The organism is Streptomyces atriruber, assembly GCF_001418325.1.
GTDB classification, from domain to species: Bacteria; Actinomycetota; Actinomycetes; order Streptomycetales; family Streptomycetaceae; genus Streptomyces; species Streptomyces atriruber.
On record NZ_LIPN01000601.1, the window covers coordinates 1 to 1099 of the forward strand.

1 pseudogene is annotated in these 1099 nt (G+C 73.6%); it reads left to right on the forward strand.

The window, feature by feature from the left end:
- Nucleotides 1–69 precede the first annotated feature (69 nt).
- A pseudogene (locus tag AOK03_RS39105) lies at nucleotides 70–1099 on the forward strand (FUSC family membrane protein); the annotation flags it as partial.

Genomic DNA, 1099 nt, shown 5'->3' on the forward strand with positions numbered 1-1099 from the left:
GCCCCCGACCTGCGCCCGGACGCCCACCCCACGCTCCGTGTTGACCGATATGCCCCGTATCATCACAGAGTGACCTGGCTCCGCGCGCTGAAAGAGACAGCTCGCTCGGGCCTGACCGTCGAGCGCAAACGTCTGGAACCCCTGGTCGCCCTGCGCGGCGCCGCCGGCCTCGCCGTCATCATCGGCGTCAGCCTCACGCTGTTCGGTCCCGCGGTGGCGGCGAGCTCCGCGTTCGGTGCGTTCCAGGCGGCCATTGCCACGTTCCAGCGCAGCTGGCGGCCCCGTCCGGAGCTGGCCCTGGCCTCCGGGACCAGCCTCGCCGTCTCCACCTTCCTCGGCTACCTCACCGGCTCCCACCTGCTCCTCTTCCTCGCCCTGCTCTGCCTGTGGACCTTCCTGGCGGGCCTGGGCTGGGCGGCGGGCCCGACGGTCGGCATCATCGCGTCGTCCAACGTCGCGATCATGCTGGTGACGGTCACGATCCCCACGTCGGTCGCGGCGGCGGCGGGCCACGCGGCGATGATGATCGTCGGCGGGTGCGTGCAGGCGGCGCTGGTGATCCTCTTTCCGGTACGCAGATGGGGCGCCCACCGGGATGCGCTGGCCGACGCGTTGGCGGCCGAGGCGGACTATGCGCGGCGGCTCCGTCACGACCCGGTGGCCGCCTTCGACCCCGAGCCCCTGATGGCGGCGCGCGACGCGGCGACGATCACCGCCCGCCAGGCCCGCACCCGTCCCGCGGAACTCCACGGGGCGCGGGGCATCGCCGAACGGATCCGTCCGGTCCTGGCCTCGCTGGCGGACCCGGCGGTCGGCGTTCCGGAGGAGGGCAAGGAGAGGGACAGGGTCCGGGAACTCCTGGGCGCGGCGGGCGCGGTCCTGGACGCGGCGGCGCGGGCGATCCGGCACGGCGAGCCGGTCAAGATCCCCCCGGCGGCGCTGGCCGCGCTGAAGACCCCGGACACGGGGGCGATCCTCACGGGCCCGGCGTACCGGGCGGCGACCCGCCTGGGCGCGCTCCTGAAAGACGTCCTGGAAACAGCAGGCAACACCCACTCCCCGCCACCCCCGGCCCCAGACCTGCCTCTTATACACCTAT